21 protein-coding genes are annotated in these 26611 nt (G+C 35.4%); 18 read left to right on the plus strand and 3 right to left on the minus strand.

Going from position 1 to position 26611, the window contains the following annotated elements; all coding sequences use genetic code 11:
• Positions 1-3: 3 nt before the first annotated feature.
• The 14 genes from CTY47_RS13625 (at position 4) to CTY47_RS13690 (ending at position 14631) form a co-directional block, all read left to right on the plus strand.
• Positions 4-1467, plus strand: coding sequence for an O-antigen ligase family protein (locus CTY47_RS13625; protein WP_099465338.1), 1464 nt, complete (start codon positions 4-6; stop codon positions 1465-1467).
• Positions 1468-1471: 4 nt separating this feature from the next.
• Entirely contained in the window at positions 1472-2701 is a 1230-nt protein-coding gene (locus CTY47_RS13630) for a glycosyltransferase (RefSeq protein ID WP_099465339.1), read from the plus strand.
• A complete protein-coding gene (locus tag CTY47_RS13635) occupies positions 2685-3797 on the plus strand; it encodes a glycosyltransferase family 4 protein (protein ID WP_099465340.1) in 1113 nt (370 codons plus the stop codon). The genes CTY47_RS13630 and CTY47_RS13635 overlap by 17 nt, the downstream gene beginning before the upstream one ends.
• Before the next feature lie 9 nt (positions 3798-3806).
• Positions 3807-4433 (plus strand): acyltransferase, encoded by a 627-nt coding sequence (locus CTY47_RS13640; protein ID WP_099465341.1) that lies wholly within the window; start codon positions 3807-3809, stop codon positions 4431-4433.
• A complete protein-coding gene (locus CTY47_RS13645; RefSeq protein ID WP_099465342.1) occupies positions 4393-5343 on the plus strand; it encodes a glycosyltransferase family 2 protein in 951 nt (316 codons plus the stop codon). Before CTY47_RS13640 ends, CTY47_RS13645 begins: the two co-directional genes overlap by 41 nt.
• Positions 5344-5348: 5 nt before the next feature.
• Positions 5349-6794, plus strand: a complete 1446-nt coding sequence (locus tag CTY47_RS13650) for a lipopolysaccharide biosynthesis protein (protein WP_099465343.1) — start codon at positions 5349-5351, stop codon at positions 6792-6794.
• The gene (locus CTY47_RS13655) at positions 6791-7903 is read left to right on the plus strand and encodes a glycosyltransferase family protein (RefSeq protein ID WP_099465344.1); all 1113 of its coding nucleotides are present in this window, start codon (positions 6791-6793) and stop codon (positions 7901-7903) included. Before CTY47_RS13650 ends, CTY47_RS13655 begins: the two co-directional genes overlap by 4 nt.
• 75 nt (positions 7904-7978) lie before the next feature.
• On the plus strand, positions 7979-9058 hold the full coding sequence (locus tag CTY47_RS17645) for an acyltransferase (protein WP_099465345.1): 1080 nt from the start codon (positions 7979-7981) through the stop codon (positions 9056-9058).
• A 167-nt stretch (positions 9059-9225) separates the two neighbouring features.
• Entirely contained in the window at positions 9226-10392 is a 1167-nt protein-coding gene (locus CTY47_RS13665; protein WP_099465346.1) for a glycosyltransferase, read from the plus strand.
• Positions 10385-11305 carry a glycosyltransferase family 2 protein gene (locus CTY47_RS13670; protein WP_099465347.1) on the plus strand — a complete coding sequence of 307 codons (921 nt, stop codon included), beginning with the start codon at positions 10385-10387 and terminating at the stop codon, positions 11303-11305. The genes CTY47_RS13665 and CTY47_RS13670 overlap by 8 nt, the downstream gene beginning before the upstream one ends.
• Positions 11280-12473, plus strand: coding sequence for a glycosyltransferase family 2 protein (locus CTY47_RS13675; protein ID WP_099465348.1), 1194 nt, complete (start codon positions 11280-11282; stop codon positions 12471-12473). The genes CTY47_RS13670 and CTY47_RS13675 overlap by 26 nt, the downstream gene beginning before the upstream one ends.
• A 95-nt stretch (positions 12474-12568) precedes the next feature.
• Positions 12569-13690: a hybrid sensor histidine kinase/response regulator gene (locus tag CTY47_RS13680; RefSeq protein WP_099465349.1), complete on the plus strand. Its 1122-nt coding sequence runs from the start codon at positions 12569-12571 to the stop codon at positions 13688-13690.
• Positions 13691-13766: 76 nt separating this feature from the next.
• Positions 13767-14099 (plus strand): 6-carboxytetrahydropterin synthase QueD, encoded by a 333-nt coding sequence (gene queD / locus CTY47_RS13685; protein WP_099465350.1) that lies wholly within the window; start codon positions 13767-13769, stop codon positions 14097-14099.
• The gene (locus tag CTY47_RS13690) at positions 14086-14631 is read left to right on the plus strand and encodes a 7-carboxy-7-deazaguanine synthase QueE (protein ID WP_099465351.1); all 546 of its coding nucleotides are present in this window, start codon (positions 14086-14088) and stop codon (positions 14629-14631) included. Before queD ends, CTY47_RS13690 begins: the two co-directional genes overlap by 14 nt.
• A gap of 1 nt (position 14632) precedes the next feature.
• On the opposite strand, the gene CTY47_RS13695 is transcribed toward CTY47_RS13690, so the two are convergent.
• Both CTY47_RS13695 and CTY47_RS13700 read right to left on the minus strand, forming a co-directional pair.
• The gene (locus CTY47_RS13695) at positions 14633-15982 is read right to left on the minus strand and encodes a dihydroorotase (RefSeq protein WP_099465512.1); all 1350 of its coding nucleotides are present in this window, start codon (positions 15980-15982) and stop codon (positions 14633-14635) included.
• 78 nt (positions 15983-16060) lie between these two features.
• Positions 16061-16798 (minus strand): polyprenol monophosphomannose synthase, encoded by a 738-nt coding sequence (locus CTY47_RS13700; RefSeq protein ID WP_099465352.1) that lies wholly within the window; start codon positions 16796-16798, stop codon positions 16061-16063.
• A 260-nt stretch (positions 16799-17058) separates the two neighbouring features.
• Between CTY47_RS13700 and CTY47_RS13705 the strand changes: the two genes are divergently transcribed.
• A complete protein-coding gene (locus CTY47_RS13705; protein ID WP_099465353.1) occupies positions 17059-17733 on the plus strand; it encodes a hypothetical protein in 675 nt (224 codons plus the stop codon).
• Between the two features lie 36 nt (positions 17734-17769).
• Here the strand turns inward: CTY47_RS13705 and CTY47_RS13710 are convergent, their stop codons facing one another.
• Positions 17770-18204, minus strand: coding sequence for a hypothetical protein (locus CTY47_RS13710; protein ID WP_099465354.1), 435 nt, complete (start codon positions 18202-18204; stop codon positions 17770-17772).
• 248 nt (positions 18205-18452) lie between these two features.
• On the opposite strand from CTY47_RS13710, the gene mfd reads away from it, so the two are divergent.
• From mfd to CTY47_RS13725, 3 genes are all read left to right on the plus strand, one after another.
• Positions 18453-21794 carry a transcription-repair coupling factor gene (gene mfd, locus CTY47_RS13715; RefSeq protein WP_099465355.1) on the plus strand — a complete coding sequence of 1114 codons (3342 nt, stop codon included), beginning with the start codon at positions 18453-18455 and terminating at the stop codon, positions 21792-21794.
• Positions 21795-21858: 64 nt separating this feature from the next.
• Entirely contained in the window at positions 21859-23760 is a 1902-nt protein-coding gene (locus tag CTY47_RS13720; protein ID WP_099465356.1) for an AMP-dependent synthetase/ligase, read from the plus strand.
• Between the two features lie 51 nt (positions 23761-23811).
• Complete coding sequence (locus CTY47_RS13725; RefSeq protein WP_099465357.1) at positions 23812-26412, plus strand: beta-mannosidase; 2601 nt, start codon at positions 23812-23814, stop codon at positions 26410-26412.
• The last annotated feature ends 199 nt before the right edge of the window (positions 26413-26611 follow it).

Raw genomic sequence — 26611 nt, forward strand, 5'->3', positions numbered from 1 at the left:
TACATGAAGCCATGTGATAATACATATATCAGGAATCAATTTTCCATCAACCTATTGTATATTCTATTCGCAATAGGATTGGGAGGAATTGGCGTAGCCTTAATATTCAACAATTTAGCACTTGGCATTATAATTGCAACCATTCCATTAATATGTATATTAAGTATATATATACTACAAATTCCGACAATACTTCTGTTCGTTATTTTTACCGTTAACTATTTTATAATGGGTATTAACCGGTATGTAAATATAGAAGGTATAAGTGTACTAATGGATATATTATATGCGCTTGCTATAACTCTGGTATTTATGCATAGCACCCTTTTACACGATATAGAATGGAAAAGAGCTATTAATATATTAACTATCAGTTCTTTCATCTGGATGATTTATTGCATTCTTGAATTAATAAATCCTTCTGCTGTATTCCATGGATGGATTTTATCCCGAAATTTAATAATTAATGGTCTCATAATCTCGGTTTTGACTTCTCTGTTATGTACACGTTATAAAACCATTCAAACATTATTAATTATCTTCTCTCTTTTTACTATTATTGCAGCCATAAAAGCTATAATTCAAAAATTTATAGGATTTGATCTTTATGAGCGTATCTGGTTAGTTGGTAATACAACCCATTTACTCAGCACCGGAACTCGCTATTTTTCATTTTTCACCGATGCCAGTAATCTTGGTGCAAATATGGGATGTGCCGGGATACTCTTTGGTATATCAGCTTTTTACATACGAACGAAATGGCTAAAAATATATTATCTAATCGTTTCAATATTAGCAACATACACCATGTTCTTGAGTGGAACCAGAGGTGCAATGATTGTCCCCATTGCAGGATTAGCTCTTTTTATCCTGATTAGTAAAAATACAAAAGCCATTATAACAGGCGGTAGCACTTTGATTTTTATTTATATATTCTTTGCTTTTACTACAATTGGTCAAGGCAACACTATGATCCGGCGTATGCGTACAGCATTTACCCCAACAAAAGATGCCTCATTCAATGTACGTAAAGAGAATCAACGCAAATTGGGTACATATCTTAAACATAAACCATTTGGTGAAGGACTGGGATTATCCGGAGACGGACTAGGTTGGAAAATTTCCCGCAGATTTACAACTTCTATCCCTACAGATTCATGGTATGTAAAAATATGGGTAGAAACAGGTGTCGTTGGATTAGTTATTTATCTTGGTATGATTTTTATCAGCATAGGAAAAGGTGCCTGGATTTTAGCCTATAAAATACGAGATCCTGAATTAAAAGGACAATTGACAGGATGGCTGTGTGGTATATTTGGCATGTTCATTAGTGCTTACGGCAATTCTTTTTGGGGACAATTTCCCACTATGATAATTGCTTTTATGGGTTTAACTATTGTACTAAATGCTAAATATTTTGATAATGAAATAAATTGTTCATCATCTACGATAAATACAAGTAAATAAAACTATGGTAGAACAAATTTTCAATATAGGACATAATTGGCTTGAAAAACAAGAATATATTTTTCAATTAGTTGATGCAATCATATTTTTGTTTTTCTTTATTTTCGTTTTATATCTATTTGTTTTTGCATTCAATTCGACAAGAAAAGCTCCGTATACTTTTCCTAAAGCTTCTAAAAAATATCGTTATGCCATATTATTCCCGGCCTATATGGAAGATGAAGTAATTATTGATTCTGTTCGTTCTTTTTTAAACCAAGACTATCCGCGTGATCTTTATGAGATAATTGTAATTTCAAACATGATGAGTGATCAAACAAATCTGCAATTACAAAACCTAAATATCAAAGTCATCAAAATGAACGAACAAAAAAGTTTCAAAGTCCGTGCATTGCGAGAGGCTGTTAAGTATATGGAATCTCAATCATTATATTACGATAATATTGTTATATTAGATGCTGACAATGTTGTCAAGCCCGATTATTTAGACAAAATAAATGATGCGTTTTATTGTGGTTGTTCAGCAATTCAAACTCACAGAATTGCCAAAAACAGAGATACCAACACTGCAGTTCTTGATGCTGTCAGTGAAGAAATTAACAACTCTATTTTCCGAAAAGGACATACCCGCTTAGGGTTTTCTTCGGGTCTCAGTGGTTCCGGCATGGCTTTCGAATATGACATTTTCAAAGATATCATACAAGATATCAATGATATCGGAGAAGATAAATATATGGAACGTCGACTACTTCTTCAGAATATATATATTGAATATTTAGAAAACGTATACACATTTGACGAAAAAGTCCGGAAAAATAAAGAATTTTATAATCAACGCCAGCGTTGGCTTTCTACTCAATTCAGTAATTTATTTTCAGGACTGACGGAATTACCCTCTGCTATATTTAAAGGCTATTGGGATTATTGTGACAAAATATTCCAATGGATGATGCCTCCCCGTATTTTATTGCTAGGATTCATCACATTACTGGCAGTTTTTCTTACTATCGTTAACTTCACGCTAGCTCTTAAATGGTGGGGATTATTGGTCTTACTAGGTATTACTTTAAGCATAGCAATTCCAGACTATCTAGTTGATAGAAAATTTAAAAAAGCAATTCTCAGTTTACCTTTTCTTTTCATTTTAATGTTCCTAAATCTCTTCCGGTTAAAAGGAGGGAAAAACAAACACATACATACAAAACATTCCAATTTAAATGAAAATAGCCATTGAAGCACAACGTATTTTTAGAACAAACAAACATGGTATGGATTTTGTAGCTTTGGAAAGCATAAAAGAGCTACAAAAAATAGATCATGAAAATGAATATTATATTTTCGTAAGTCCGGGAGAAGACCATTGTCTGCAAGAAACAGACAATGTACATATTATTGAAGTGAAATGTCCCTCCTACCCACTTTGGGAACAGGTTGCACTTCCATTGGCTGTAGCTAAAATAAAACCGGATATCCTACATTGTACAAGCAACACTGCACCTATTTATTCACCCGTACCACTAATATTAACTTTACACGACATTATTTTTTTAGAACCTCGTCAAAGTAAAAGCAAATCTTGGTACCAAAATATGGGATGGCATTATCGTAGAATAGTCGTACCGCGCATTCTTCCTAAATGTAAGAAAATCATCACAGTATCTCATTTTGAATGTGACCGCATACGTAAGGCCCTTAATTTACCGATGAATCAAATTACGGCTATTTACAATGGGTATAACCAATATTTCCATCCCTTATCTGAAATAACAACTGTAACTCGTAAATACATTGATTCGGATAATTATCTATTTTTTCTTGGTAATACTGATCCTAAAAAAAACGTTGTCCGAACTCTGAAAGCCTACAGTATATATTTACAACACTCAATCAAAAAACGTCCTCTCTTAATAGCAGACATAAAAGAAGATATTCTTGATTCAATTCTCAAAGAACAACAAATAGAGAATATCAAACCATATCTTTTTTATCCCGGATACATACCAAATACAGATCTACCCTATTTATATAGCGGAGCATTTGCCTTCTTATACACATCTTTAAGAGAAAGTTTTGGTATACCGATGCTGGAGGCTATGGCTTGCGGTACTCCGGTTATTGCAGGCAATACTTCTGCTATGCCGGAAATAATAGGAGAATATGGAATATTAGTAGATCCTTTAGATGCAGACAAAATAGCAAAAGAACTAATCCATTTAGAAATGGATTCTACTTATTACGAAAAGCAAGTTAAATACGGGCTGAAAAGAGTTAAACTCTTTTCTTGGAAAAACACAGCAATAAACCTACTAAATATATATAAATCATTCTAATTAACGGCAATGAATAACATTAAACAAAAAATTAAGAAGAATGAAAAACTAAAAAAATTAGTCTTATATCTAATTTCTTCACCCAAAAATCCGAAACCTCGTTGTTGGGTAAAATGGTTTATAAATCCACTTATACATAAAAGAGGAAAAGGTGTAATTATCCGCAGTAGAAGATCTAGAATTGATGTATTTCCATGGAATAAATTTACAATTGGAGACAATACTCTTATTGAAGACTTTACTACTATTAATAACGGAGCAGGTGATATAATTATAGGTGTCAATGCTCGTATAGGTATAGGGTCCGTTGTTATAGGCCCTGTTCATTTAGGAAATAAAGTTGGTTTAGGACAACATGTCTTCATTTCAGGTTTCAATCATGGATATAGTGATGGAAATTGTGACTCCAATGAACAACCTCTAGTGAAAAAAGAAGTGATTATTGACGATGATTCCCATATTGGCGCAAATTCCGTGATTGTAGCAGGAGTTCATATTGGAAAAAGATGCCAGATTGGAGCAGGAAGTGTAGTAACAAAAGATATTCCTGATTATTCCATAGCAGTTGGTAATCCGGCAAGAGTTATAAAACATTATGATACAAATAAACAAGAATGGGTCAAAGTACATGGATAATTTATATGTAATAATTGTAACTTATAACGGAGCTAAATGGATTCATAAATGTCTTAATAGTATATATGAATCAACCATTACATCAACAATAGTAGTTGTTGATAACAACTCCAGTGATAATACGGTTCAAATCATAAAAGCAGATTATCCTTCAGTCATACTATTTGAATATCATAAAAATCTAGGTTTTGGAAAAGCCAATAATATAGGTATTGGATATGCACTCAGGCATCAAGCCGATTATGTTTACCTTTTAAATCAAGATGCTTGGGTAGAACCTGATACTTTCGATACATTGATTAAAATTCAAAAATCAAATACTCAATATGGTGTATTAAGCCCAATGCAGTTAAATGCACCGAAAGATAAATTAGACGATTATTTCGCAGCACTATCAATTGGGAAAAATAAAGACAATATTTTATCTGATATTTATTTGCAGAAATGTAAAGAGGTATACGAAGTTGATTTTGTTATGGCTGCTCATTGGCTGATTTCGAAAGCATGTCTAATGAATACAGGAGGTTTTTCTCCCGTTTTTTATCATTATGGTGAGGATAATAATTTCTTACATCGAATTCACTTCCATGGATACAAATCAGGAGTTTGTCCGTACTTAATAGCAGTACACGACAGAGAAGACAGAAAAAGAAAACCAAACGAAATATTTTATTTAAAATACACCTCTGCTTTTCTGGTCGACTTCAATAATATCAATAATACATTAGCCAAAGCATTTGTCAAGGCGTACGCTAATCTCATAATAGATGAAGTAACTTGCATGATAAAATATAAATCATTAAAGCCACTAATATACATATGTAAAAGCATATTCGCCTTTGCTAAAAGTTGGCATAATAGAAAAACAACTCAAAATAAAGGATCTGTTTTTTTAGAAATAACAGAATAATAAATATGACAGACACTAAAAAAGAACTTTTATCAGGTGTATTTTATACAGCTATTTCTAAATACTCGGGTATTATTATTTCCCTGGTAGTTGCTGGTATTTTAGCACGTTTAATAGCTCCTGAAAAATTCGGTGTCGTAGCAATTGCAACTGTAATAATTTCATTTTTCAATATTTTCAGTGACTTAGGAATAAGTCCGGCCATTATCCAAAACAAAGAGTTATGTAGAGAAGATTTGAACGATATCTTTTCTTTCACATTTTGGCTTGGTATCTGTATATCAATAATTTTCTTTTTATGTTCATGGCCTATTGCCTGGTTCTATCAAGATAATATATTATTAACCATTAGTCAGTTATTAACCGTAAATCTCTTTTTCGCAGCTCTAAACATTGTCCCTAATGCCTTATTATATAAAGAAAAAGAATTTAAGTTCATTGCATACAGAAGTCTTTGTATACAAATAATAGGAGGAGTTGCAGCCGTCACAGCAGCCTTATTAGGAGCAGGTTTATATGCATTAATAATCAACCCTATATTTTCCAGTATTTTACTATTCCTCATTTCATACAGAAAAAAGCCCTTACAATTACGGCTAACTTTAGGGATTGCTTCAATAAAAAAGATTTTCAGTTTTTCAGCATACCAGTTCATGTTCAATATAATTAATTATTTCAGCAGGAACCTTGATAAATTACTGATAGGTAAATATATGGATATGCAAGCATTAGGCTATTACGAAAAATCATACCGATTAATGATGTTACCTCTTCAGAATATCACCCATGTTATATCACCTGTAATGCACCCTATTTTCTCCAACTTTCAGAACGATTTACAAAAACTATCCGTCTCTTACGAAAAAGTGATCCATTACTTAGCTTTTATCGGATTTCCTCTCTCCGTATTATTGTGGTTTTGTGCAAAAGAAATTATCCTGCTTATTTTTGGAGAACAATGGTATCCTTCCATTGCTGTATTCCAGATACTATCGTTATCTGTTGGTATACAAATTATACTGTCGACATCAGGTTCTATTTACCAAGCAGCAAACGATACTAAAAACCTTTTTATTTGCGGATTATTTTCCGCAACATTAAATGTAACCGCAATTCTGATCGGCATATTCTTATTTAAAAAATTAGAAGCAGTAGCTTGGTGCATCTGCCTTACATTTACAATAAATTTTTTTCAATGTTATATCTTAATGTATACATCTACATTAAAACGTAATATGAAATATCTATTAAAGCAACTTTGCTCTCCTGCGATATTATCAATTATCTTAATTCTGATTTTATTCCCAATACAATACGCAACCAAAGATTTTTCATTAATCGTAAGCTTAATAATAAAATCTACACTATTTATTATTTCATTTACCATATACATCCAAACAACCGGTACTTACAACATTATTAATTTTATCAAGTCAAAAATACAGAGATGAAAGCCCTATTCCTTATATTTCACGGTTTCAATCCCTCCAATGGTATTAGCAAAAAAATCCATTATCAGGTCAACGCTTTACAAATATGTGGCATTGATACCAGGCTTTGTTATTTACAAGAAGACAATGATAAAAAGCAAAGGCTTATAGATTCGACTATTTTGTGTGATTATGGAAACGGAATAAAAAGTAAAATATTAAAAAGAATAGAATATACATCAATTTTAAAATACATACAAAAAGAAAATATTGATTTTGTCTATATGCGTTCTAACCATAATGCGAATCCTTTTACATTATGGATGGCATATAAAATACGAAAAGCCGGGATAAAGATATTGATGGAAATTCCGACATATCCTTACGATCAAGAATATGCAGGTTTGCTAAAACGGCGGAAAATCTTAATTGATAAATGTTTTCGCTATTTCCTTGCAAGGCAATTATATAGAATCATTACTTTTTCAGACTATAATTCAATTTTCGGAATTCAAACTATAAAGATTTCAAATGGAATAGATTTCAGCCAAATAAAACTAAAACAAACCATCAACGATACAAATAAAGAACTCCATTTAATAGGAGTTGCTGAAATTCACTATTGGCATGGATTTGACAGATTAATTAAAGGCCTTGCCCATTATTACGAAACATTTCCCGAATATAAAGTATATTTTCATATTGTCGGTGATTTTTTTAGCGACAGAGAAAGAAATGAAATTTTACCTTTGATACAACAAAATCATTTAGAAAAATACGTTATCATCCATGGTGCGAAATACGGTAATGAATTAGACCAGCTATTTGAACATGCAGACATGGCAATAGGAAGTCTGGCAAGGCACAGAAGTGGTATTACCCACATAAAAACTTTAAAAAACCGAGAATATGCCGCCAGAGGATTGTCATTCATTTACTCTGAGACCGATAATGATTTTGAGAATATGCCGTATATTATGAAAGTTCCGGCAGACGAGAGCTACATAAACATTTTAAATATTATCGATTTCTATAAAAAATTAGTTTTATCTCCCTCTGAAATCAGAAATTCAATTTCTTCCCTTTCATGGACTAACCAAATGAATACTGTACTAAAAGCAATAATATAAAAATTATTCATTAATATACAACTCTATAAATTTTATATTTACCATAATAACAACAATATAAACTGATAAGAAACCATGAATCCAATAAATCATACTAAATCACAAAGAAACTCTAATTTAGAATTACTTAGATTGGTCTGCATGTTTTACATAATCATACATCATTTTATTGTTCATGGAATGGAATTATACACAGTTAAATTCAATCTGCAAAATACCCAGTTTTATATTCTAAATGCTTTCCTAATAATTGCAGTAAACTGTTTTGTACTAATCTCCGGATACTATGGAATAAAAGATAGCTGGCAAAAACTCATAAAATTATATCTGACATGTATATTTTACTATGTATGTATTTTCTTTTGCAAATTATACACAGGAGGATGCCATTTTAATATAAAAGAATTTATTTGTTCTTTTATGCCTTTTTCTTACTCACAATTATGGTTCATACAAGTTTATGTATATCTACTATTATTATCTCCTATACTTAACAAAGCAATACAACACCTGTCTCAAAAAGAATATATAAAAATTTTGGTTTCACTTTCCATATTAACTTTTTATTTCGGATACTTATTTAGAGGTCCCATAAACCCGAATGGATATAATATAATGAATTTCATCTATTTATACTTTATTGGCAGATATCTTTATTTATATGTAGACCTGACAAAATATTCGCCTAAAACCTTACAAATAATTTCTCTATCAACTTATATTATATCATCTCTGGTAATTGCTACAATCGCATTGGGTATAGGATACCTTGACATTAACATCAAAAAAATCGAACAATTAGCCTATCCATACAATAGTCCATTTGTAATTATCTCAGCCATATCTTTCTTTTTCCTCTTTAAAAACATGAAAATTCAGAACAAAACGATTAATTGGATGGCATCATCCTGTTTAGCCATATATATATTACAAGATAATCAATATATCCGGGCTTATTGCACAAAATCTATTATTTATTTAGACACAATTATTCATAATAATATATTACTGATATTTACTTTCATCTTATATGCACTATTGATAATGCTAGCTTGCATATTAATAGATAAAGTAAGAATTGTTTTAACTCAAAAAGCAGAATTAGAAATATACAAATTAATCGAAATAGGAATGAGATATTTTAAATCTGCCTAATAAGATTTTGGCTCTTTAAATCAATAAAAATCCATTTTCGAGATAATATATAGACTATTATCGCAATTGCCCGGATAAGCTTTAAACATCAACACTTTTTTCTCTATTTAAGCTTCATCTTTCACTTTTTATTGAAATATTATTTTTAATTTTGCATAAAAAGCACAATGAATTTTTTTCTCATTATAGACATCATACTTTTTATCATTGTAACGCTATTTACAGCTTACGATTTCTTTTTTACCCTCGCTTCATTCATACCTAGAAAAAAGAAAATTCAATCCAATATAAAACAACAAAGTTTTGCAATCATCTATGTTGCATATAAAGAAGACAAGGTTATAATAGAATCTATAGAAAATTTTTTGTGTCAGGATTATCCGAAGGATAAATATCAGGTAATTGTCGTATCGGATCAAATGCAAGACTCAACAAACCAAGCATTATCACAACTACCAATAAAACTCCTTATTGCAAATTTTGAACAAAGCATGAAGCATAAATCACTTACGCTTGCCTTAGAAGAACTGAGAAATTTTGATAAAGTTATCATTATGGATGCTGACAACATTACAGAGATAAACTTTCTTAGCCGTATAAATGAAGTCACACAAAACTGTAAAGCCTTACAAACACACCGAACTAAAAAGAATGATAATACGTCCATTGCTATCTGGGATGGAATAGCAGAAGAAATAAACAATACCGTTTTTCGCAAAGGACATATAAATATAGGATTATCCGCAGCACTTATTGGATCTGGGATGGTATTCGACTTTACATGGTTAAAACAAAACATGAAACAATGTTATACCTTTGCCGAAGACAAAGAATTAGAACTCTTGTTAGCCACACAAAATGTTTTTGTAGACTATGCCAATGATATTTATGTATATGACGAAAAAACATCCCAAAAAGAAATATTACTCAGGCAAAGATCCCGTTGGTTTCATGCTCAGATATTAGCGTTCATATCTTTGATAAAAGATTTCAATTTTAAAAAATTCAATTTCAATTATATTGATAAATGTATCCAATGGATACCATTCCCCCGACCTTTGCGATTAATATTGATTATATTACTAATTCTAATTTCCGGACTAATATCCCATTCCCTTGCAGTCAAATGGTGTTATTTAGGTATTGGAACAACTCTAACTTATTTACTAGCAATACCAAAGAGGATGTATACTAAAGATTTTCTGATCAGTATATTTAAACTTCCCCTCCTATTTATCGTTTTAATAAAAAGTTATATAGCCTCCTTATATAGAGTCAGGAATAATGATATGAGATTTAATAACACACCACACAGTATCACTAAGGATGAATGACAAAGTCTCAATAATCACAGTTAATTACAATGGATTTGCCGACACATGTGAGCTTATTGAATCCTTGTTAAAGAATGAAAATCATCCGTATGAGTTAATTGTAGTCGACAATGCATCCAAACAACGTGAAGACAGGATGCTTAAAGAAAAATATCCTGCCATTGTAACTATAAGAAGCGATCAAAATTTAGGATTTGCCGGAGGAAATAATTTGGGAATAAAACAGGCAACCGGCAAATATCTATTCTTTTTAAATAATGATACAATCATATCACAGCCTGTATTATCCATTTTAATCAAACGTCTAGAAAGTGATAAAAAAATAGGATGTGTATCCCCTAAACTTGTCTGCTGGCCGGAAACTAAAAGAATCCAATATGCCGGTACAACACCAATGAGTTTAATTACTCTCAGGAATCAAGCTATCGGATATCAACAAATAGACAATGGACAATTTGACGAAGCACAGGAAACCACATTTGCACATGGTGCTGCCATGATTATCCGTTCTTCCGATATCGAAAAATATGGAATAATGCCTGAATATTATTTCCTATATTATGAAGAACTGGATTGGTGCACATATATGCATAAAGCCGGATTTAGCATCTGGTATGAACCACTGGCAAAAATCGGACATAAAGAAAGTGCCAGTGTTGGCCAGCAAAGCCCATTACAAGTATATTACCACACACGCAGCCGGTTCATCTATGCTCAAAGAACAATAGACAAAAAAACCGATAAAATAACATCTTACATTTACCAGTCAACAATCGTTTTTCTAAAACGATTCATTACATATGTAATGAATAATCAAGTAAACCTAATTACTCCACTAATAAAAGGGACTATGAGCGGGCTCATATTTGTAATCAAAAATAATACATATGGAAAACTATCGGTTTATAATTGAAATACTATTCTGGTTTACTGTTTTCCTTGTTTTTTACACATATCTGGGATATGGCATATTACTATTCATACTTGTAAAAGTAAAAGAATTATTCTGCGGAAAATCAGACTCTTTCCAAGCCCCGGAAATCTTACCGGAAGTTACATTGTTCATTGCTGCATATAACGAAGAAGATATTATCCTTGATAAAATGATGAATTGTCAAGCTTTGGCATATCCAAAAGATAAACTGAAAATCATTTGGATTACTGATGGTTCAACAGATAATACGAATAACTTATTAAGTAAATATCCGGAAGTAACTACATTATATCAACCTCAACGTCAAGGAAAAACAGCTGCACTTAACCGGGGAATAAAATTCGTAACGACTCCTTTTGTTGTATTTACCGACGCCAATACAATGTTGAATAAAGATGCTATAACTGAAATTATCAAATACTTTTCTAATTCAAAAGTTGGTTGTGTAGCCGGAGAAAAACGTGTTGAAATACAAACAAAGCAAGGTGCAACAGCCGGCGAAGGTATTTATTGGAAATATGAATCGACTTTAAAAGATTTGGATTTCCGGTTGTATTCGGCAGTTGGAGCTGCAGGCGAATTATTTGCAATCCGGACAAATTTATTTGAACAAATGCCGGATGATACATTACTTGATGATTTCATTCTCTCCTTACGAATTGCACAAAAAGGATATAAAATTGCTTATTGCAAAAATGCCTATGCCATAGAAAGTGCATCCCTCAACATGCAGGAAGAAGAAAAGCGTAAAATGCGTATCGCTGCCGGAGGACTGCAGTCGATCTGGCGTTTACGCAGTTTATTGAATGTTTTCCGCTTCAGAACATTAAGCTTCCAATACATCAGTCATCGTGTTTTACGTTGGACAATCACTCCTTTATTTCTGTTTATACTTATACCTCTAAATCTTTTACTTATCAAAGGTTCTTTATTTTATACAGCTATATTTATTTTACAAACTCTGTTTTATATAATGGCTTATGCAGGCTATCAATTTGAACAACGTCAATTAAAGAATAAATTACTCTTCATACCTTATTATTTCTTATTCATGAACATTAACGTTATAAAAGGTTTTTTCTACCTCAAGAAAAACAAAGGCAATGGTGCTTGGATAAAGGCTAAAAGAAACAATTCGAAAAAATAAATACAAAATGAGAGTAAAAACATTCGAACATATCAACATATTTAATACTTTTGTGTATTGATACTTTTTGAATATCAAGAAATCTACTAAATCAGATGAACAACTTGGCATCAAACTATACCGTTTTAATCGTAGATGACGTACCAACAAACGTCATGTTAGTGCAAGCTATACTAAAAAAGGAAGGATATACTCTTCTTACTTGCGATAGTGGAGCAAAAGCTTTACGCCTTGCTCAAGAAAGACATCCTAACCTTATTCTGCTTGACATTATGATGCCGGAAATGGATGGTTATGAAGTGCTTCAACATTTAAAAAGTAACCCGGAAACAAACAATATCCCTGTAATTATCATGTCCGCCCTAAGTGATATGCAGAGTATTGTAAAAGGATACCAGTTAGGAGCAACCGAGTACGTAACCAAACCCTTTCAACGTGAAGAGCTGGTAAAGCGGGTTGCCCATCGTTACGAACTATACAGCATTAAACGAATAAAGCAAGAATTAGAAAGTACAATAGAATCACGCGATACGTTATATTCTGTGATAGCTCATGATTTACGTTCGCCTCTTGGTTCTTTAAAAATGATGAATAATGCCATTCTAATGATGGTAGATAAAGAAAAAGTTGGTGATGAAGTATTCGAAATGCTTCAGATGATGAACAAAACATCTGAAGAAATATTCCTTTTACTTGATAATTTATTAAAATGGGCCAAGAACCGATTAAACAAACAAAAAATATACAAACAACCGACTGAAATCAATTCTATTATTGAAAGTACGGCTGAAATGTATATTCCTATGGCAACTCAAAAAGGCGTCAATATTCTATTAGAAGGACTCGATAATGAACTAATGGGGGCCGTAGATATTGATATGTTGAAAACCATTGTTCGTAATATAATTTCCAATGCTTTAAAGTTCAGTTTTGAAGGTGGGACAATCACTGTAAAAAGTAAAACCGATGGAGACTTTGTTATTATCACTATTCAAGATACCGGCAAAGGCATAAAAAAAGAAAATCAAGCCAAATTACTTAATCAAGGCACCCATTTTACAACTTACGGAACAAACAATGAAAAAGGTTCGGGGCTTGGCTTAATGTTATGTAAAGATTTTGTTGAATTACATGATGGAAAACTTTGGTTTGAATCGGAAGAAGGAAAAGGTACAACTTTCCATTTCTCGATGAAAGCATTAAACCAAAATGAATAAAGCGTAATTTTTTATATCTTTGTGCCTGCATCAAGGTGACATTAGATGCACGTTTCAAACTTATAAAAATTTCTATATGTACACAGTTATTAAACGCATGGAGATATCGGCTTCCCATAGCCTGAGGCTCTCCTATCCCAGTAAATGTGAAAATCTGCACGGTCACAATTGGATTATCACTGTTTACTGTCGTTCCAAAGAATTAAATGCCGACGGCATGGTTATTGATTTCAGTCACATAAAAAAGATTGTAAAATCAACTCTCGATCATCAAAACCTAAATGATATACTGCCATTCAATCCTACGGCAGAAAACATTGCCCGATGGATATGTGATCAACTGCATTCGTGTTTTAAAGTAGAAATTCAGGAGTCGGAAGGAAACATTGCTATTTATGAGAAAGATTAATGAAATTTTCTACAGTCTGCAAGGAGAAGGTTTTCATGCGGGAACTCCTGCCATATTCATTCGTTTTTCAGGGTGCAATTTAAAATGTAATTTTTGCGACACACAGCATGAATCAGGAGAATTAATGTCTGACAAAGATATTCTGCAAACGATTGACAGTTATCCCGCCAACATGGTAATTTTAACAGGAGGAGAACCTTCTTTATGGATAGATGACCTTTTTATTAAACAATTACATCAGGCCGGGAAAATAGTTTGTATCGAAACTAACGGAACTCGCTCCATTCCCGCATCTATAGACTGGGTAACCTGTTCTCCTAAACAAGATGCCCCGGTTTTACTAAACCGCATGGATGAAGTAAAAGTAGTTTATACCGGACAAGACGTATCACCCTATCTCGAACTTCCGGCACAACACTATTATTTGCAGCCTTGCTCTTGTAAAAACACAAAAGAAGTGGTAGACTATATACTAGCACATCCCAAATGGAAGCTCAGCCTGCAAACCCACAAGCTGATACACATCCAATAAATCAATTATTGTATTTTACTTCCATACCGCGAACAGAGTCATTTACGCGGCCATCGCTATATGCCAGCTGCCCATTAACAAAAGTCTTCCATATGGCATGGTGGAAAGTATAACCTTCAAAAGGCGACCATCCGCATTTATATAGTATATTATCTTTTGAGACAGTCCATGCAGATTGAGGATCAACCAGTACTAAGTCGGCATAATAACCGGGACGGATGTATCCTCTCTCTTCTATATGGAATAAATCAGCCGGCATGTGAGCCATTTTTTCTACAACTTTCTCATATGTAAAACGGCCTTCCATTGCCAATTCCAGCATTACAATCAATGAATGTTGAACAAGAGGTCCGCCGGAAGCAGCTTTCAAACAACTGCCTTCCTTCTCGGCCGGAAGATGCGGAGCATGGTCTGTTGCAATAATATCGATTGTATTATCATTAACGGCTGCTCGTAAAGCTGCACGATCCTCCAGAGTTTTTATAGAAGGATTCCATTTGATACGATTACCAAACAAGGCATAATCTCCATCATGAAACCACAAATGATGCACACAGACTTCTCCTGTAATTTTCTTTTCATTAAGGGGTTTACTATTATCTAATAACGTCAGTTCCTTTGCTGTAGACAAATGCAATATATGTAAACGGGAATTCAAACGTGTAGCAAGCTCCACAGCCTTAGCCGAAGAAGCGTAGCAAGCCTCTTCATTACGAATTTTACTGTGAAAAGAAATATCCAGGTCGTCACCATATTTTCCCGTATAGTAAGCCATATTTCTTTTTATCACTTCTTCTTCCTCTGCATGGATAGCGATCAACATACCTGCTTCTCCAAATATCCGCTCCAAAGATTCTTTTTTATCAACCAGCATATTTCCGGTAGACGAACCAAGAAATAGCTTTAAACCAGGAATACGGCTACGATCTAATTTACGGATTTCATCCATATTGTCGTTCGTGCCGCCAAAAAAGAATGAATAATTAGCTACCGATACTTCTGCCCCCCTATTAAACTTCCACTCTAAATCGGCAATTGCCGTAGTCTGAGGTTTGGTATTCGGCATATCCATAAAAGTAGTAACACCTCCGGCAACTGCAGCACGGCTTTCCGTGGCCATATCACCTTTATGCGTCAATCCCGGATCACGAAAATGAACCTGATCATCTATCACACCCGGCAATAGCCATTTTCCGGTAGCATCAATAACTTCCGTTGCTTCCAACCTAACGGCATCCGATATTTGACCTTCATAAACTACAGCAATTTTATCACCATCTATCATCACGGAGCCGTCAAATATACGGCCTTCGTTAATGATGCGAGCATTATGGATTAACACCTTATTCATTTTCATCCCGATGATTTTATAAAATGATCCCGATGATTTATAAAAATGATCGGGATCATTTATAAGTTTATACTTTAATTATTTCCGTTTAGGATATTTTCTAAAGAAACTCCACCATTTAAGCTTTAATACCCCAAACAAAGCTTCTCCAAATATAGAAGAATTCATTTTAGAAACACCTAAAACCCGATTGATAAAGATAATAGGAACTTCAATTATCTTGAATCCACATTTATAAGCTGTAAATTTCATTTCAATCTGGAAAGCATATCCCTTAAAATGAATTTTATCCAGTTCTATTGTTTCCAGAACTTCGCGGCGGTAACACTTAAATCCTGCTGTTGTATCCTGCACCTTCATACCCGTAACAAAACGGACATATACGGAAGCATAATAAGACATCAACACACGTCCTAAAGGCCAGTTTACAACGTTTACTCCATTACAATAACGGGAACCTACAGCAACATCGGCTCCTTGTCCGGTACATGCCGCATACAATTTTGGCAAATCATTCGGATTATGGCTAAAGTCTGCATCCATCTCAAACACAAAATTATATTTATGCTCAATAGCCCACTTGAAGCCACAAATATATGCTGTACCCAAACCTTGCTTGCCTTGACGTTCTACAAGAAAAAGACGTTCTGAAAATTCGCTCTGCAAACCTTTCACAATGTCGGCAGTTCCATCCGGAGAACCATCATCGATTATCAGAATATTAAATTCTTTCTCCAAACCAAACACGGCACGGATGATATTTTCTACATTTTCTTTCTCGTTATATGTAGGAATAATAACAATACTGTCTGACATACCTTGATTAATATATTAATTGTCAATTATTTATTTCGAACAACAAAAACTATCAATAAAATACAGCTCAAAGTTACATATTTTTTGTATAAATCAATTACTTTACTTTCCCATTCCACATCATAGAATTCCAAGTAACTCCAAATAATAAAGAACATTTGATTCTATCCACAAAGTATTTTTCACAACCGAAAAAAACTTTTTTCATTCGCAGTACACATCCCATACTTTCGTCGATACATAATAAACATAAAACAGCTATGGACAAGCATATTTCATGTCGTGATTTATCATTTTGGGGTGAACACCAGGGGTTTCGCAACAACAGATGCTCAGGTTATGCATTAGCCGCAATACTGAAAGATTTGGGACAAAACCGATTCTTTCAATTCAAAACTTCTTACAAAATACCTTTGGGACATATTATTTACAACCAGTTACAAGCTTCACAAAGAATATATCTCAGAAAATTCCCCAACAGTATTTGTGCCCAGTTCATTAATAATCCGGTAAACATGCAGAAAAACACTCACCATATTCTTCCTTCCGTAATTGTAACCTATTGCCAATCAATCCACCTGTCTCCCATATTATACTATTCTCAAGAAAAAGAAGAAAGCATCTTCCGGTCTGAAATATTAAAAGAAGACCTTTCCAGATTAACAAACTCACGATGCCAACAAATTTTGTCTGATGATTTCAAACAGCAAACCTATAAACACAAATATTTATTAGCCTTGACACGCTATCAACATTGGGTTGCCCTAAAACAAGAAAATGAATATTTTTATCTGTTCGATCCTGCTCCTCCAAAGCTGGGAGGAGGTACAATAGGGCCTTGTATATTTGAAAATGCCCTGCCATATGAAAAGTATATCAAAAAAGGAAGCTATTCGACTAAATATTTCTATGAAATAATGATTGGTTTATACTAGTATCATGGCAGGATTAACCTGCCATGATATGTTTGTTTATTTCTTTGATTTAATTATATGTTTAATACAACAGGTATTCATCTTATCGGCAGGTATCATGCCTATAAACACCCCAAATCCTCTCTTTTGTATAAATTCACCCAAGTGCAAACCAATGACTTGCTCTGTATCAATTTCATACCTCACTTCTCCCCCTTTCGATCCAACTGCTTCTTTTATAGAAGTAGCACACCATACTTCCCGGTTCATTTCCACCATACTTCCCGGATTCATCACGGATGGCTTTGGATGTGTACCACCTAAACCTGTCTTATCAATTAAATCGGCCGTTTTTTTATCCGTACCGTGATATAAAGTCTTTGGCAAACTTGGTGCGGCAAAACACTGGCAAACTTCTTGTTTATTGGTATCCTGCAATTCCTGTTTGGATTGATTCATTTCTGCATTTGCATCTTTTACATTATTACACATATAAGTTTATTTTTAATTCCTACTCTTTCCAAGGCTTTTCGGAACCCGCCTATGAATTAATTAATTCCGTAAGCTTACAAAAGCTAAATTATAGGCCATTTAAAAAGATATCTATTCTATTTTGTGAAACATGTAATCTATTTTTTAGAATCGGTAAACTAGCAATATCAACTTATTTTTCGACGATTTCAATAATACATTACGACATTTTCCGTACTTTTGCGTCTATCAATTATTCGTTTATACAATTGGAGGTACAAGAATTAGTAAAAATATATGCTGCTCATCCTCAGGTCGCAGCTTTAGACACCCTATTAAATAAAGAAACTTCCCGTAATATATTCTTAAAAGGATTAAACGGTTCGGGTGCCGCAATGACAATCGCTTCTCTTTTTACAAAAAAAGGGGGAAGCTTTGTGTGTATTCTAAACGATCAGGAAGAGGCCGGATATTTTTATCATGACCTTACACAACTTACGGCAAGTAATAAGATTTTCTTTTTTCCTTCCGCTTACCGTCGCGCTATCAAGTATGGGCATATTGATGCTGCGAACGAAATATCAAGGACAGAGGTACTTAGTATGCTTCAAGATGCCGGCAAGTCTTTTATTATAATTACATATCCTGACGCATTAGCAGAAAAAGTTGTCTCCCGGGAAACTTTAAAAGAAAACACGCTTAAAATAAATACCGGAGAAAAGCTGGATAATATATTCGTTTCCGATGTTCTGGACCAATACGGGTTTGAGCGTGTGGATTATGTATATGAACCCGGTCAATACGCTCTTCGTGGAAGTATTCTTGATGTATTTTCTTTCTCTTACGAATTTCCTTACCGTATCGACTTTTTTGGCAATGAAGTAGAAACAATACGTACTTTTGATGTAGAAACACAACTCTCCAAAGAAAAACTGGAAAGTATCTACATTGTCCCTGAGATGCTGAAAAACAACAGTTCCAAACATTCATTGCTTAATTCACTGCCGTCTGATACAATCTTAGCATCACGCGACTTAGCCTGGTGCAAAGAACGCATTGGCAGTATATGGAATGACGCTCCGGTGATTGGAGACGAAGATTCTTTCGCCAGCATTGATGACATGCGGAACAAACTAACAACGGAAGAAGATTTCTTGCGATCAGCACTGGATTTTCGCCGTATCAATTTTGGAGCACGTTCGACCGGCACCGCTGATGCAACAATTACATTCAGCACACAACCTCAACCTATCTATCACAAGAATTTCGATATGGTTAGCGAATCTTTCCAGAAATATCTGAAAAGTGGCTATACTCTTTATATATTAAGTGATGTAGAAAAGCAATCTACCCGCATCCGTGCCATCTTCGAAGACAGAGGAGATAATATTCATTTCACGCCGGTAAATAAAACCATTCACGAAGGATTTACGGACGAGACATTAAAGATATGTCTATTTACAGACCATCAGCTTTTTGATCGTTTCCACAAATTCAATTTAAAAAGCGACAAAGCACGCGGTGGAAAAATAACGCTTTCTTTAAAAGAACTCAGCCAATTCTCTATTGGAGATTATATTGTACATATAGATCATGGCGTAGGACAATTTGGCGGATTGGTGCGAACAGAAGTAAACGGTAAAGTTCAGGAAGTCATTAAACTGATTTACCAGAACAACGACATCATTTTTGTCAGCATACATTCCCTCCATAAACTATCCAAATACAAAGGTAAAGATAGTGGAGTCCCCCCAAAACTGAATAAGCTGGGAACCGGTGCCTGGGAAAAAATGAAGGAGAAAACCAAGAAAAAGGTAAAAGATATTGCCCGCGATTTGATTCTCCTTTATTCCAAACGTAAACAGGAAGAAGGTTTTGCCTACAGTCCTGATAGTTTTATGCAACATGAGCTGGAGGTCAGTTTCATTTATGAAGACACGCCAGACCAAATGAAAGCAACTGCCGATGTAAAAAATGACATGGAAAGTTTACGTCCTATGGACCGTCTTATCTGTGGAGATGTCGGTTTTGGTAAAACGGAAGTTGCCATACGTGCTGCCTTTAAAGCGGTAGCGGATAACAAACAGGTAGCAGTATTGGTTCCAACTACAGTCCTTGCATTCCAGCATTTCCAGACATTTTCCGAACGCCTGAAAGACTTTCCCTGTCGCATAGATTATATAAGCCGTGCCCGTAGCAGCGAACAGATATTGGAAACACTGACAGATGTAAAAGAAGGAAAGATAAATATTCTGATCGGGACACACCGCATTGTAAGCAAAGACGTTAAATTCAAAGATTTGGGACTGCTTATAATTGATGAAGAACAGAAATTCGGTGTCACTGTTAAGGAAAAACTCCGTCACATGAAAGTGAATGTCGATACGCTTACCATGACAGCTACACCTATCCCCAGAACATTACAATTTTCTTTAATGGGTGCACGCGACCTTTCCAGCATCACCACCCCTCCTCCCAACCGGTATCCGGTACAAACAGAGGTAGAACGTTTCAATCCTGACATTATCCGCGAAGCTATTAATTTTGAAATGAGCCGTAACGGACAGGTGTTTTTCATCAACAACCGCGTTCAGAACATTTTTGAGATGGAAGCATTGATACATCGTGAAGTTCCAGATGCACGCATAGTTGTAGCACATGGCCAGATGGCACCGGATAAGCTGGAAAAGAAGCTTATCGATTTTGTTAATTACGAATATGATGTATTAATTGCCACTAGCATAGTTGAAAACGGTATTGACGTACCGAATGCAAACACAATCATTATCAACAATGCCCAGCAATTCGGGTTATCGGATCTTCACCAGTTACGCGGACGTGTAGGAAGAAGCAACAGAAAAGCATTCTGTTATCTTTTATCTCCTCCATTATCAACTCTTACGCAAGAAGCCCGTCGCCGTTTGCAGGCCATCGAAAACTTCTCAGAATTAGGAAGCGGCATTCATATAGCTATGCAAGATCTTGATATCCGGGGCGCAGGAAATTTACTTGGCGCAGAACAAAGTGGGTTTATTGCCGATCTGGGATATGAAACCTACCAGAAAATACTGGAAGAAGCCGTTGATGAATTAAAAAATGACGAGTTCTCTGAGCTTTATGCGGATATGGAAAGCGGGAAATACAAGACAGGCAATGAATTTGTACGTGAAACGCATATCGAGAGCGACTTGGAACTAATGTTTCCTCCTTCCTATATTCCTAATGATTCAGAGCGTATTTCTCTTTATCGCGAATTAGACAATATGGAAGAAGAACGGGATATCCTTGCCTTTACCGAACGTTTGAAAGACCGTTTTGGGAAAATACCTTCGGAAGGAAAAGAATTAATACGCATCGTCCGTCTTCGCCGTATGGGTAAAAAGCTAGGTATAGAAAAAATTATGCTGAAAAACGGACGAATGAGTATTTTCTTAATATCCAACCCGGAAAGCCCATACTACCAGAGCGAAGCCTTTGACCGGTTACTCTCATTCATTCAGCGCCATCCGCGCGAATGTACACTACGTGATCAGAATGGAAAACGCAGTATCGTTATAAAAAACGTACCAACAGTAGAAATGGCTTGTAGCTATTTGCAAGAAATAGAGTAAAAATTACCTTTCTCACGAAATAATAAATTCTTCCGTGAGAAACTAAAACAGATACCAAATAAAAATGAAAAAGACGCTGATTGACCTTTTTGAAAACTCGGTACAACGATATCCGGATAATCCTTTCCTTTGGGAAAAGACAAAAAACCAATACGAGCCAACCTCCTACATTCAGGTAAAAGATCAGGTTTACGCACTTGGTGCAGGACTTATAGCTTTAGGAGTAAAAAAAGGCGACAATATGGCGTTACTTAGTGAAGGACGCAATGCCTGGATAATAGGAGAACTGGCTATGTTTTATGCCGGTGCAACCAATGTTCCGCTTTCTATAAAACTGGAAGAAGCAAACGATCTTCTGTTCCGCCTTACACATGCCGATGTCAAATACATCATGGTATCCGGCAACCAATTGAAAAAAATCCGGAATATCATAGATCAACTGCCTCTGGTTCAGAAAATAATTGTGTTTGACGAGCAAACAGAATACCGGAAAAATGAAATTTCATTATCCGAAGTTATTAATATGGGGAAAGAGTGGCTATCTCAGCATTCATTATCCGAGTTTCTTTCTGTCGGACAATCTCTGCAAAATGACGATTATGCAACCATAACCTATACATCCGGTACAACTGCTGACCCAAAAGGAGTCATACTGACTCATCGCAATTACACAGCCAATGTCGAACAATCGCTTACATGCGTAGATATTAACAGCAATTGGCGGACTTTGGTTATTTTACCTCTGGATCATTGTTTTGCACACGTTGTAGGTTTCTATATCTTTATGTCCAAAGGGGCTTCCGTTGCAACCGTACAAGTAGGAAAAACAGGTATGGAAACACTCAAAAACATACCGGTCAACATTAAAGAATTTAAGCCTTACCTGATCCTGAGTGTTCCGGCCTTAGCCAAAAATTTCAAAAAAAACATAGAACAAGGCGTACGAAGCCAAGGCAAAATTATCATGAGCCTTTTCAATACCGGCCTGCGGATCGCCTATATATATAATGGTAACGGAGGGGAAAATAAAGGACGTGGTTGGAGGATGTTACTTAAACCACTGGTTAGCTTTTTCGACAGTATTCTGTTTACCAAAATACGTGGGAATTTTGGAGGACAACTACGGTTTTTCATTGGTGGGGGAGCACTTTTGGATAAAGACCTGCAAAAATTCTATTATGCGATCGGGCTTCCTATGTACCAGGGCTACGGACTAAGCGAAGCTACACCGGTAATCTCTACAAATAGCCCAAAACATCATACATTCGGCAGTAGCGGCGTATTAGTCAAACCTTTGGACCTGAAAATATGTGACAATGAAGGAAATGAGCTTCCCGCAGGAGAAAAAGGAGAAATCGTTATAAGAGGCGAAAATGTAATGGCTGGATATTGGAAAAACCCTGCATCTACAGCAGATACGATAAAAAATGGCTGGCTTTATACCGGTGACATGGGTTATATGGGAAATGACGGATTATTATATGTACTAGGTCGTTTTAAAAGTCTCTTGATCGGAAGTGATGGAGAAAAATATAGCCCTGAAGGAATTGAAGAAGCCTTAATTGAACACTCATCAAGTATAGACCAATTACTATTGTACAATAATCAAAATCCATATACCGTAGCATTGGTTGTTCCAAACAAAGATAGGCTAAAAAAGCATCTGGCACACTTACACCTCACACTAGATACCGATCAAGGAAAGGAAGAAGCAATCCGCATTATCCAAAAACAAATTGATCGTTTCCGCAAAGGAGGTGAATTAGGAAATATGTTTCCCGACCGGTGGTTACCCACTACTTTTGCAATTCTGCCCGAACCCTTTACCGAACAGAACGGCATGGTTAATAGTACCATGAAGATTGTTCGCGGTAAAGTAGAAAAAACGTATGCCAACCGTATTGAGTATCTTTATACCCCGGAAGGTAAAAATCCGGTGAATAATGAAAACAATAAGGCTCTGTAAAAAATTACAGATAATATAATAACATCATTAAATAATTAAATCTAAACACCTATGTTTTACAAAACAGTAGTTTCCTCCTTAGCACTGGCTTCCGTATTGTCGGCTGCGCCTCCGGTTAAAGCCAATGGCGTAGCAAAACAGGAGATAGACAAAGGATGGATATTTAAACAAGTCAGAGGTAACAATTGGTACCCGGCAACCGTACCTGGGGTTGTTCAGACAGATTTGATGAACAACAAGATTATTGACGACCCTTTTTATCGTCTTAATGAACGCAGTATCCAATGGATAGATAAAGAAGACTGGGAGTATAAAACAACACTTAACGTATCTCCCGATATTTTCAACAAAGACAATATCGAACTCGACTTTAAAGGGTTGGATACGTATGCAGATGTTTATCTGAATGATTCTTGCATTCTGAAAGCCGACAATATGTTCCGCGAATGGAAAGTAAGTGTAAAAAGCTTATTAAAAAGAGACGGAAATGAGTTGCGCATCTACTTCCATTCTCCCATCAAAGTAGATATTCCTAAATTTGATGCCTTGAAATTCCCTGTAGAAGCTGGCAACGACCAATCTGAAAACGGCGGGATTTTCGACAAAAAAGTAAGTGTATTTGCCCGTAAAGCCGGTTACCATTATGGTTGGGACTGGGGACCACGTATCGTGACGAGCGGTATTTGGCGTCCTGTTTATCTGATCGGATGGAATGATGCTGTTATTGACAATATCTTCTACGAACAAATAAACGTCAATGCCAAACGTGCAGACATTAAAGCCCACGTTCAATTCAAAGCAGATAAAGAAGGTGAGGTTTTGTTGACAATTAAAGCTGATGGCATAAAAACCGGTTGGAATAAAAAAACACAGGTAAAGAAAGGTATAAACCTGATAGAAACGGATCTGGTAGTCAACAATCCGAAGTTATGGTGGTCAAACGGTTTGGGTGAGCCTCATTTATACCCATTCACAGCTACTATCACTATGGACGGAAAAGTGGCCGACACTAAAACAACCAATCTGGGACTTCGCAGTATTCGTGTCGTCAACCAACCGGATAAAGATGGTCATACTTTTTATTTTGAATTGAACGGCGTTCCTGTATTTGCAAAAGGAGCGAACTACATTCCACAAGATAATTTTTTACCGCGCGTTACACCGGAACAATACGAGGCAACTATATTAGATGCAGTTAATGCAAATATGAATATGCTACGCGTATGGGGCGGCGGTATTTACGAAAACGATCTGTTTTACGATCTTTGCGATAAATATGGTATTATGGTATGGCAAGATTTTATGTTTGCCTGCAGCATCTATCCGTTGACACCGGAACTGGAAGAGAATATCCGGGAAGAGGCCATCGAAAACGTAGTGCGTCTGCGTAACCATCCGTCCATAGCAATCTGGTGTGGTAACAACGAAATACATACAGCCTGGTTCAATTGGGGCTGGATGAGAAAATTCGATGCTTACGGCGTAACCGAACAATTGCGTAACGATACAAAAAAACTGTTCAATCATTTGCTTGCCGACGTTGTAAAAGAATATGACCCTACAACCTTCTATTGGCCATCTTCTCCTTATGGAGGCGATCCGGATGCAAAATGTGAAAGTGGTAAACCCAACTGGAATCCAAACGGCGACGCACACTATTGGGGCGTATGGCAAGGTATTGATTCCGTAGCCCATTTCAATAAAGTCAAAGCTCGCTTTTTTTCTGAATACGGGTTCCAATCTTTTCCGGAATATCAATCCGTATTGAAATACGCTCCTGAAGAACGCGACCATGATATTTATTCGGATGTAATGATGGCACACCAACGTGGTGGACAGATAGCCAACTCCCGGATCGAGAAGATTACATCTGATGAATATCGCAAACCAAAAGATTTCCCCAGCACATTGTATATGAGTATATTGTTACAGGGAGATGCCATGAAAACGGCAATGGAAGCACACCGCCGTATGATGCCTTATAATATGGGATCCCTATTCTGGCAACATAACGACTGCTGGCCTGTAGCTTCCTGGTCTAGCCGCGATTATTACGGACGATGGAAAGCACAGCATTATTTTACAAAAAAGGCATTCAATGATATTTTAGTTTCGCCAATTGCAGAAGATGGTAACCTAAACGTATGGATCGTATCAGATCGCCTAAAATCTACTAAAGGGAAACTGGATATTCGGGTAATGGATCTGAAAGGCAATGTACTTTTTGAAAAACAGAATAATGTTACTTTACCCGCAAACACCAGTAAAATACAATTTTCAGCACCGATAGAATCTGTTTTGGGAGGAAAGCAAAAGAACGAAGTAGTTGTGAACACCCGCTTCACCGAAAATAACACAAAGGAAGTTGTTTCCAATAATTACTTCTTTACCCGCTATAAAGACATAGATTTTCCTGAAGCTGACATACAAATGACTTCTGTCCCTGCAGCCGACGGTTTCAATGTCACTTTGCAAAGCGATGTATTTGCGCGCGCTGTATTCCTTAGCATAGACGGTATAGATAACTTTTTCTCGGACAACTATTTTGATTTGCTGCCCGGCGAACCGGTAACCATCCATGTTACAACAAAGCTCGACAAAACAACATTTGACAAACAGTTAAAAAGTTTCAGTATCGTAGATGCCTATTAAATGGCATCTCTTTTGAATATAAAAGTCTTGTCTTAACAATTCAAATAAGTTGATTTTTTGAATTGTTAAGACAAGACTTTCTTTTCCGGATAAATACATTGTCATCTTAAGTATACATAGTTTTGATACAATAGTGTGATTAATGATTATTAATAGCCGGCTTCCCTCTCCTAACAAGAAAAAATATACCTTTGCAAAC

The organism is Parabacteroides provencensis, assembly GCF_900232875.1.
Classification (GTDB): domain Bacteria; phylum Bacteroidota; class Bacteroidia; order Bacteroidales; family Tannerellaceae; genus Parabacteroides; species Parabacteroides chinchillae.